This window comes from Patulibacter sp. NPDC049589, assembly GCF_040675535.1.
Classification (GTDB): domain Bacteria; phylum Actinomycetota; class Thermoleophilia; order Solirubrobacterales; family Solirubrobacteraceae; genus Patulibacter.
In genome coordinates this window covers 1-9307 of sequence record NZ_JBFAPC010000195.1, presented here as the reverse complement: position 1 = coordinate 9307, position 9307 = coordinate 1, and the positions used below count along the sequence as shown (strand labels likewise).

Below are 9307 nucleotides of genomic sequence, written 5' to 3'. Positions count from 1 at the left end.
CGGCCTCGATCAGGAGGTCGAAGTAGAGGTCGTCGAAGAGGAGGAACGACAAGAGCTCGCCGCGCGCCGGGGTGCGGCCGTTGCCGAGCAGACGGGAGAACAGCGGCAGGTCGGGGTTCAGCAGCCCGCGCCAGCCGCGGTAGCGTCGGTCGAAGACCTCGTCGGCCAGCTCGCCCAGCTCGCCGCGGTGGCGGGGCGACACGAGCGCGTACTCGATCTTCCGGTACGCGGGCTTGCCGCGGGCGCTGCGGTACTTCTTCGACGCCCGCGCGGCCGGGCTGCCGGGGGTCGCGATCGTCTCGTTCAGCGTGACCATCTGGTGCAGGTCGTCGTTGACCTGGTCGACCAGCAGGCCGTCGACGATGTTCGAGATGACGTCCGCGATCCGCGGGACGAGCGGCTTCTTCGCGTCCCGCGGCGTGCGGTCGCCGAGCGGCTCGAAGCCGATGACGACGACGCGGTCCGCCCCGAGCGCGAGCGCCGGCGCGATCGGGGTGTTCAGGCGCGTGGCGCCGTCGACGTAGAACTCCGACGGCTCGTCCGGGTCGTCGACGCGCACCGGCGCGAACAGCAGCGGGATCGCGGCCGAGGCGCGGACGTGCTGCGCGTCGAGCTCCTCGACGCGCACGTAGCGCAGGTCGGCGCTCCGCTTCGACGCCGGGATCTCGGCCCGGCCCTGGACCCAGGCCACCGGCCCGCTGCGGGCGAGCGAGGTCGCGACGAGGCAGACCGCGTCGTACGTCCCCTCCCGGCCGTTGCGGGCCAGGTCGTCCCAGTTGACGATCTTGTCGAGCGTCGCGCGCAGCGGCGTCGGGTCCAGCAGGCCCGCCAGGCGGACCCCGGGAACCTCGAGCATGTCGCCGACCAGCCGGAGCAGCGTGCGCGGCAGGCCGGGCCCGACGACGCTGCGGATGATGTCCTTCTTGCTGATCGCGTGCCAGTGCTCGAGGCCCTGGCGCACCTGCTCCTCGGCGGGCAGGTGGGCGACCGACCCGAGGTAGGCGGCGTTGATCGCGCCGACCGAGGTGCCGCAGAAGATCGTGGGCCTCTCGCCGCGCCGCTCGAGCTCCGGGAGCAGCACGGAGAGCGCGCCGACCTCGTAGGCCCCGCGGGCTCCACCACCGGGCAGGACCAGGGCGATGCGCTTGTCCGGGGCGTCCCCGGCCGGACGGTCCGTGGGACTCATCTCGGAGGGAGTATGGCGCGGTCGGTGCCGCCACCCGCCGCACGTGGAGGTCCCGGCGGCCCGGCCGGTGGGGGTGTACGCCCTCACCCGCCGGTGGCGGCGGGCGATCGCGGCGGCCCCCGGAACGAGACCGCCCGCCGGGAGGGCGGGCGGTCGTGGTGCCTAGAAGTCGAAGTCGCGGGGCGGCTTCTGCTCGAACCAGAGCCGGTCGTGGTCCGGCGTCTCCTCGAGGAACTCCGGGGTCTGCGACAGCGGATCGTTCGTGGCCTCGGGCTGCTGCGTGCTGTCGCCACCGACGCGGCGGCGCGGCATCGCGGGGACGCCCTCCGTCGGGGTGCCGGCGACCGGGGGCGCGGGCGGCGCCGGGGGCACCGGCGGAGCGGCCGCGGCCGGCGGGGCCGGGGGCGCGGGCGGAGCGGGGGGCGGCGGCGGGATGGTCGCCTCCGGGGGTGCCGGCGGTGCGGCGGGGACCGGCGGCACTGGGGGTGCGGGGGCCGACGCCGCCGGCGGGGGCGGCGGGACGGCCGCGGCGCCCGGGGCGGGCGCGAAGCTCGCCGGCGGCGGGGGCGCGATCGGCTCGTGCTCGGCGGGCAGGGAGTACGCCTCGGTGGGCGGCGGGTCGACGGTGCCGGTGGCGGCGAGCTCGTCGTCGAACACCGCCCCGTCGGACTCGTCGTCCCACGCGGGGGCGTCCTCGGCCTCGAGCTCGGCCGCGGTGACCGGGCCCAGCGCTTCACGCTCGAGCCTGGAGACCTCCACGGGATCCGACCCGTGACGGCGCTTCAGCTCGAGGTGCTCGCGAATCGCGTCATCCAGAACACCCATCGCCCTGATGCTACCCGGGCTGGTCCGTCACGTCAGCACTGACCGTTCTGTTGCGTCCGCTCCGCTTGGCGGCGTAGAGCGCCTCGTCCGCGGCGGCCACCAGGGCGGGCCCGTCGATCGACGGACCGGAGACGGTGGCGGCGCCGACCGACGTCGTGAACCGCACGTCGCCGTCGGGCGTCGGGACGTGCAGCGCCCCCACGGCCAGCCGCAGCCGCTCCGCCAGGATCCGCGCGCCCTCGACGTCGGCGTGCGGCATCACGACGGCGAACTCCTCGCCGCCGAGCCGCGCAGCCACGTCGCCGCCACGGACGGCCTCGCGCAGCGCCTGGGCGGTCGCCTTGAGCACCTCGTCGCCGATGCCGTGGCCGTGCTGGTCGTTGACGGCCTTGAAGTGGTCGAGGTCGAGCGCCAAGAGCGACAGCGGTCGTCCCTCGCGCTCGGCGGCGTCGACCGCCGAGGCCAGCAGCTCGTCGAAGCGCCGGCGGTTGGCCAGGCCGGTCAGCGGGTCGGTGTGGGCCTCGCGCTCGACCTCCTCGTGGCGTCCGACGTTCTCCAGCGACACCGCCGCCTGGCCGGACAGGTACCCGACCATCTCCGCGTCGGCGGACGTGAAGGGCACGTCGTCGCGCGCGACGACGACCGTCCCGGTGAGGTCCGCCGCGTGCATGACGACCGCCAGCGCGTGCTGGTTCCCGTCGGAGAGCAGGACCTCGCGCCCCTCGCCCGCCCGAGCCGACGCCTCGCGGAGCAGCCGGTCGAAGCGCGCGGTCTCCCCCGTCTCGGCCACCTCCTCGCGGCCGTCGGCCACCACCCGGGCACGGGCCGCGTCGGCGCGCACGCCGTCGGCGGCCGCGCGGGCGACGATCTCCAGCAGGCCCTCGCGGTCGAGGTTCGCTGCGAACGTCTCGCCGATCCGGCGGATCGCGGAGCGCAGCCGTCCGCGCTCGTCCTCCAGCTCGTCGAGCCGGCGGCGCAGCTGGCGGCTCATCGCGTTGAAGCCGTCCGCGAGCAGCGCGAACTCGTCGTCGCCGTTGCCGCGCGGGATCTCGTGCGCGAAGTCGCCCTCGCCGAGGCGGCGGGAGCCCTCGAGCAGGATGCCGACCTGGCGCTGCAGCGAGCGCGAGACCGCGAGGGCCCCGATGCCGGCCAGCACGAGGAACAGCACGAGCGTGCCGATCAGCGCGAACCGCTCCCCGTCGGACGCGCGGCTGTCGTCCCCGCGCGCGAGGATCACGAGGCCGTCCTGCGGCCCCCCGAAGCCGGTCTCGCGGAGCACCACCGCGGTCCAGTCGCCGCCGTCGACGGACTTCACGCGGCCCGGCGGAGGCAGCTGCTTGGGACCCTCCTTCGAGCCGGCGAGGATCCGGTCCGACGCGCCGTCCCGGACCTGCACCCGTCGCCCGGTCAGGCCCTCCAGGCGCGACGCGAGCGCCTTCGGCCCGACCACGGAGGTCTCGATCCCCCCGAGCGAGCGCTTGGCCGCGCCCGCGGCGATCAGCGCGTTGCGCTGCGGCAGCACCGCCGTGGGACTGCCGACGTCGACGACCTTCCCCGTACGGGCGATCGTGATCCGCACCCGCCGCGCGTCGGTGACGGGGAACAGCAGCTCGCCGGCCCGCCGCCGCACCCGCACCAGGTCGCCGGCCCGCAGCGCCGCCGCCAGCTCGCGATCCTTCGCGATCCGCCCGTTGACCGCCGCCGCCTGGTCCCGGTACACGTCGGCCAGCCGCGCGGCCGCCCGCCCCTGGGACGCCAGCGCGGCCTCGACCTTGCCCTGCGCGGCCCCGTCGATCGTCCGCAGCAGCACCACGCCCACGGCGAACAGCGGCGCGACGACCAGGAGGACGAAGAAGAGGTTGAGTCGTGTCCGGAAGCTCACGCGCGGCCGAGCGTAACCGCCCACGCCCCGGAAGTCCCGGTCCGCACCCACCAGATCGGGCGATCGGCCAGACGCCGTCCCCCCGGATGGATGGCTGCCGAACCTCCGTCCCCGCGGGCGATCGGGACCGCACGACACGCCTCGCGGGACCGACGCTAGAATCCAGCGTCCTGGGGCTATAGCTCAGCTGGAAGAGTGCCTGGATCGCACCCAGGAGGTCGCCGGTTCGAGCCCGGCTAGCTCCACCTAGGACGAAAGGCCCGCTACGGCGGGCCTTTCTGCTTTCCGGAAGGTGGCCGATTCGCCGCCGAATCCACTGCCCGTTTCAGGCACTAGTGCCTGAAACGGCGCGGATTCCCGTCGATCCCTGGCGATCCCGGTCGATTCGCTCGCTTCGACGGGCGAGCAGAGCTACGGTCGCGAGCGTCCAGAGAACAAGGGTGGCCCCGGCGGCGCGGCTACGCCCCGGGGCCCGGCATCGAGGAGCAGCCCTCGATGCGCTGGCGATTCTTGCGCGTCCGTGCGCCAGACCGCCGCGCGATCTTCGAGGCCGCTGCTCGATGCGCATCGAAAGGAGCAGCACGATGCCGGTGACGATCACGCGAGAGCAGCGCGACGCGATCTACGAGGCGGTGATGAACCACCTCAGCGGGATCGGCGATGTCGGGTTGCTGGTCGACAACGGCGACGCCACGTCCGCCCAGCGGCTCGCCCGGACGTTCGTCGAGGACCTGCGCCTGTTGGAGGACCTCGGTTGGGCCGCGCAGGCTGACGCCGAGACGGTCACGCTGACGATGGCGTCCGGCGAGCTGACGCGCGCGTTCACGCGACTGCACCACGACGCCGCCGATGCGCTCGCGGCGTACGTGTCGCGGCCGAAGGAGGACGAGGAGATCGCCCAGGGCAACCTTGCCGCCGCCGATGCGTTGGCGGCGGTCCTCGGCCAGATCGCCCAGCCCACCGCGGACGACGAGGTCCGGCGGGAGGCCGGACGATGAGCCCGGCAAAGCGCCCGGCGAGGGACGTCGTGCTCGACGCGATCACGGCTTCCCGAGACGCGCTGACCGTGAGCGATCCCGCCGCCGATGTCGGGTTGGGTCGCTCGACGGTCGGCAAGGCGCTGGCGGCGCTGGAGCAGGCCGGTTGCGCGCGCCGCCAGGCGGGCGGCCGCGACGGGGCGCGCCGGCTGCCGGACCGCTGGACCGCGACCACCCCGGACGCCCCGCCGGACGCGGCCGACGCGGCCTCCGTCGTGCCCCCGCAGGGCACGACCGGACGGCTGCGGCCCGGGCAGCTCGACCAGCTCGTCCTCGACGACCTGCAAGCGCACGCCGGCGAGCCGGCGAGCCCCACGACGGTCGCCAAGCGCCTCGGCCGCTCGTCCGGAGCAGTGGCCAACTGCCTGACCCGACTGGCAGCCGCCGATCGCGTGCGGCAGATCAGCCAGCGACCCGGGCGCTACCGCACCATGTAAGCATCAGCGGCTTGATATAGCGGCACTTGTGCCGCTATATTCAGGTCATGGGCACCACGGACCCGACGCATCACGAGGTCGCCGGCGCCGCCGCGACCGGCGCCCGCCGCGCCGACGCCACCGGTGACACCGCGACCGCCAAGCAGCTGACCGGAGCGGCCGCCGTCCTCGACGCCGCCGCCAACGGGCTCAGCGTCGAGGAGATGCGCGCCGCCAGCCGCGCCGCGCGGGCGGCCCGACGCGCGTGATGGCGCGCCGGGCCGCACCGGCCACCGAGGACGTCGACCCGGTCCTGGAGCCGATCCGCCGCGCGGTGCAGCGCCGGACGGAGATCGACGGGGTGATCGCGATGGCGATCCGGACGGCCGCCGAGCACGACCCCCGCCCGACCAACCGCCAGATCGGCGCCGCCGCGGGCCTCGACGAGAGCACCGTCCGCGCGATCCTCCACGGCCGCCGAAGCTGACTCCGGCCGACGCGGTCCGCTGTCTGGCCACCCATGGCGCAGCTAGCTCGGTCGCTCGGTCTCGAGGAGGTCGATCGCCGCCGCGTACTGCGAGTCCGACTGGGCGTGGTTCGCGTGGTCCTCGAGGTCGGCGCGCTTGATCGTCACCGCCAGCTCGCGCCCCGGACCTCCGGTGGCGTCGCGAACGCGTCGCGTGTGCGCCCACAGCGGCTCGCCTCGGCGCTTGGTCAACAACTCGAGCGCCTCGAGCTCGTCCTCGTCCAAGCCCACCAGGCCCGCGACGTCGGCAGGCGACAGCGGCGAGCGCTCGCAGACGTCGTGCACGTAGGCGACCGGGCGCGCGCTGGGCGGCACTCGAGCTGCCACCCGCTCGAGATGCTCGACCACCGGCCGTCCATGGCGATCGACCTGGTCGCGGTGCCGCTCCTGCGCGACGCTCTGGGCACGGAGCGTCAGCGACGACGGAGGAACGCCTTCGTATTGCTGGCCCACCATCCGGTCACCGTATCTGCGCGGCCGTAGCCCGTCGCGTCAATCGGCTGGCCCCGCGCCCGCACCGGGATCGTCAGCGCGACCGATGTTGCCGATTCCGCGAACCGGCGAAGGTGACCGGGACGGCCCAGCCGCGCGTCGGGTCCAAGCGGGCGGGCAGGAGCTGGAGGAAGAGTCGGCGGGCGAGCGGGGACGCGAACTCGTGATGCCGCAGCCCGTAGTGCCATTGGCCGATCACCCACAGCCCCAGCCCGGCGAGCGTCGCGGCCAGGCCCGTCAGGTCGCCGTATGCGAGCAGCAGGACGACCCCGGCGACCACGAGCGCGACGCCGCCGACGCGGAGGACCAGACCTCCGGCGATCCAGAAGCCGATGGTGGCGAGAACGACGATCCCTACGACGGTCAGCAGCATCCGTGCCTCTCCGAGCGCGACAGCTCGACGGGCGCTCCGGACCCCGACGGTAGCTCGCGACCGGCGCAGCACGCAAGCGATCTTACGGCTGCTCGAGCACCCCCTCGGACGTGGTCGACGCGATACCCCGGCTGCAGGTCGGGCTCGCGGCCATGGCAGGTTGCTCAGGAACCGATCGCGCGTCCGTGCGGTCTCGCGGGAACCGAGTCGTCGGCATCGTTGGGGCGCCGGCGGCTCATGCGGCGACCGGCTCGCGGCCGGCGGGTGGGGCCTGCTCGTCGGCGTCGGTCTCGGTCGTGGGCGGGTCGGTCGGCTCGGCGAGGACGAGGGCCTTCAGGCGGGCGCGCTCGGCGGGGTCGCGGCGCATCAGGTGGGTGTAGACGCGGAGCGTGAACTTCGGGTCGGTGTGCCCGAGCTGGGCCATGACGGATGCAGGGTCCTCGCCGCAGGCCACGAGGATCGACGCGAAGGTGTGGCGCAGCTTGTGCGGCGTGGCCCCGGCCGGCAGCGGCGTGTCGCCGCGCTGTGCCAGCAGCTCGTCGGCACGGGCGAGCGCCGCGGCGAGCACGCGGTTGCGGAGGTTGGCGATGTCGCGCACCCGGCCGCGGGCGTTGGGGAAGACGAGGTCGTCGGGTCCGGTCGCCGTCGAGCGGGCCTTGTGGGCGCGCAGCTCGTCGCGCAGCAGCGGCAGGAGGTGGATCTCGCGCAGGCCGGCTTGGGTCTTGGAGCGGCCGATGTGGATGCGGCCGTTGGCGAGGTCGACGTCGCGCCAGAGCAGCCAGCAGAGCTCGTGCGCGCGCGGCCCGGCCAGCACCAGGGTCGCGATGATCGCGCGGCGGTCGGTCGTCGGCCGGCGGGTGTCGCGGTCCAGCTCTGCGGCGGCGTCCAGCAACGCCGTGATCTGCTGGACGTTGTCGAGGTGGATCGGACGCTTGGCTGGCTTCTTCAGGCGACGCCGGCGGCCGGCGGCGGGGTTGGAGGCCAGGTGGCCGTACTCGACGGCGATCGCGAGGATCGACTGCAGGACGTCGATCGTCTTGTTGATCGAGCTGGCCGAGAGCGGCCTGAGGATCCGGTCGTCGTTGTTGCGGATGGGCTTCTTCCGGTCGATCGCGTCGCGGCGCTGCTCGGCCTGCTGGACCTTGTAGCGGCGGTAGTCGTCGACCGTTTCGATCGTGATGTCAGCCACGGGCCAGTGGGCGAAGTACGGGAGCAAGTGCTGGGTCAGGGCCCAGGTCTCGTACTCGTGCATCCGCTCGGACACCTCGAGCTTGCGGGTCTGCAGCCGCTCGCTGGCGAAGCGATGAAACAGCAGCACGTCGCTGTCCTCGCCCTCGCTCTCGTTGGACTCGGCGGGGCGGTTGCGGTCCGGGGGGATCCAGGTGCCGCGGCGGACGTCGGCGAGGATGTTCTGCAGCTCGGTCTGCGCCTTGCGGCGGGTCCAGCCGTCGTGCTCGGTGCCCAGCGTGAGGTAGCGTCGCTCGCCGTAGGCGAAGAACCGCAGCGCATAGCCGCGCCCGGCCTTCCACGTCCGCTGCAGGACCTGTCCTTCGGTCCTCGGTGCCACGTGTTGCTCACCTCGCTCTCGGGTCGGTTCGTGCGGGCAGGGGCCGTCGACACGACCGCGCCGCGGGCCGACCGCGCGGGTGCGCGGCTGGTGGCTCATCGCGTCGAGCGGCGGGTCCTGCGGGCCCGGGTCGGCGGCGCCTGCGGGGCGCTCGGCCGACCGTCTGTGGGCTGGTTCGACGATAGCTCTGGATCGGCCTGGAAGGGAAGCAACGCGCCATGATCGCCAGGGATCGGCGGGGTTCTCCGCCGATCCCGCGTCCGTGGCGCGGCCGGGGTCTCCGGCCGCCGGAGGTGCCGGCGGACGGTGTCGGGGTCGAAGCGCAGCCGCGGCCTCGGCCCGGTTCCGAGGCGCAGCGCGCCGAGCTCCTCGGCGTGGGCGTAGACCCATTCGCGGTCGATCTGCCACCGCTCGGCGACCTGCGCGGCCGACAGCAGCCGTCCCGCGTCTTTGCGCTCGGGTTGCGTCTCGGAGGTGCTCGGGACGGTCTCGCGGAGCACGTCGGCCACGCGGTGGGCGAGCTGCTCGATCGTCTGCTCGTCCAGCCGCACAACCACGGGCGAGCGATCGTCGGGGGCGCTCATCGGCGGGCCGCCTTCGCGGCCGGGACGAAAGGGCCGGCGGCCTGCGCCTGCGCCTGCGCGGCAGCCGGCCCGGAATCGAAACCGGGATCGGGAGCGCGGTGCGCGATCCGTGCGCGGGCGACCTGGACGTAGTCGTCCTGGGCCTCGATGCCGAGGAAGCGACGGCCCTCCAGCAGCGCGGCGATCCCGGTCGTTCCGGAGCCACAGAACGGATCGAGGACCGATCCGTCGGGCGGGGTGACGAGGCCGATGAGCCAGCGCATCAGGGAGAGCGGCTTGACGGTTGGGTGCGGGTTCCGCGCCTGCGTCGGCGGCTTGCCGTCGCGGTGGCTCTGCGGAAAGAGGTCCAGCGTGCGGACGGGGAGCCGGTCGCAGCCGGCGTCGCGCTCCTTGCGGCTGGCCTTGGGGCAGTAGAAGAG

12 protein-coding genes and 1 tRNA gene are annotated in these 9307 nt (G+C 74.1%); 5 read left to right on the top strand and 8 right to left on the bottom strand.

Annotation, left to right across the window (positions count from 1 at the left end):
- The 3 genes from AB0L40_RS24300 to AB0L40_RS24290 form a co-directional block, all read right to left on the bottom strand.
- Window positions 1-1186: patatin-like phospholipase family protein (locus AB0L40_RS24300; RefSeq protein ID WP_364360787.1), on the bottom strand; the 1186-nt coding region annotated here is incomplete at its 3' end.
- A gap of 162 nt (window positions 1187-1348) precedes the next feature.
- On the bottom strand, window positions 1349-2011 hold the full coding sequence (locus tag AB0L40_RS24295; RefSeq protein WP_364360785.1) for a hypothetical protein: 663 nt from the start codon (window positions 2009-2011) through the stop codon (window positions 1349-1351).
- A 10-nt stretch (window positions 2012-2021) separates the two neighbouring features.
- A complete protein-coding gene (locus AB0L40_RS24290) occupies window positions 2022-3893 on the bottom strand; it encodes a diguanylate cyclase (protein WP_364360783.1) in 1872 nt (623 codons plus the stop codon).
- Between the two features lie 172 nt (window positions 3894-4065).
- Between AB0L40_RS24290 and AB0L40_RS24285 the strand changes: the two genes are divergently transcribed.
- The 5 genes from AB0L40_RS24285 (at window position 4066) to AB0L40_RS24265 (ending at window position 5833) form a co-directional block, all read left to right on the top strand.
- Window positions 4066-4138 (top strand) — tRNA-Ala (locus AB0L40_RS24285).
- A 339-nt stretch (window positions 4139-4477) separates the two neighbouring features.
- Window positions 4478-4891 carry a hypothetical protein gene (locus AB0L40_RS24280; protein WP_364360781.1) on the top strand — a complete coding sequence of 138 codons (414 nt, stop codon included), beginning with the start codon at window positions 4478-4480 and terminating at the stop codon, window positions 4889-4891.
- Window positions 4892-4959: 68 nt separating this feature from the next.
- Window positions 4960-5367, top strand: coding sequence for a hypothetical protein (locus AB0L40_RS24275; RefSeq protein WP_364360779.1), 408 nt, complete (start codon window positions 4960-4962; stop codon window positions 5365-5367).
- Window positions 5368-5414: 47 nt separating this feature from the next.
- The gene (locus AB0L40_RS24270; protein WP_364360777.1) at window positions 5415-5615 is read left to right on the top strand and encodes a hypothetical protein; all 201 of its coding nucleotides are present in this window, start codon (window positions 5415-5417) and stop codon (window positions 5613-5615) included.
- Entirely contained in the window at window positions 5615-5833 is a 219-nt protein-coding gene (locus AB0L40_RS24265; protein WP_364360775.1) for a hypothetical protein, read from the top strand. The genes AB0L40_RS24270 and AB0L40_RS24265 overlap by 1 nt, the downstream gene beginning before the upstream one ends.
- 42 nt (window positions 5834-5875) lie before the next feature.
- Here the strand turns inward: AB0L40_RS24265 and AB0L40_RS24260 are convergent, their stop codons facing one another.
- The 5 genes from AB0L40_RS24260 to AB0L40_RS24240 all read right to left on the bottom strand — a co-directional run.
- Window positions 5876-6328 (bottom strand): hypothetical protein, encoded by a 453-nt coding sequence (locus tag AB0L40_RS24260; RefSeq protein ID WP_364360773.1) that lies wholly within the window; start codon window positions 6326-6328, stop codon window positions 5876-5878.
- A gap of 70 nt (window positions 6329-6398) precedes the next feature.
- Window positions 6399-6737: a hypothetical protein gene (locus tag AB0L40_RS24255; protein ID WP_364360771.1), complete on the bottom strand. Its 339-nt coding sequence runs from the start codon at window positions 6735-6737 to the stop codon at window positions 6399-6401.
- A 235-nt stretch (window positions 6738-6972) separates the two neighbouring features.
- Complete coding sequence (locus AB0L40_RS24250) at window positions 6973-8304, bottom strand: site-specific integrase (RefSeq protein ID WP_364360769.1); 1332 nt, start codon at window positions 8302-8304, stop codon at window positions 6973-6975.
- 95 nt (window positions 8305-8399) lie between these two features.
- Window positions 8400-8888 carry a hypothetical protein gene (locus AB0L40_RS24245; RefSeq protein WP_364360767.1) on the bottom strand — a complete coding sequence of 163 codons (489 nt, stop codon included), beginning with the start codon at window positions 8886-8888 and terminating at the stop codon, window positions 8400-8402.
- On the bottom strand, window positions 8885-9307 hold a 423-nt coding region (locus AB0L40_RS24240; RefSeq protein ID WP_364360765.1), incomplete at its 5' end, for a site-specific DNA-methyltransferase. The genes AB0L40_RS24245 and AB0L40_RS24240, both read right to left, overlap by 4 nt.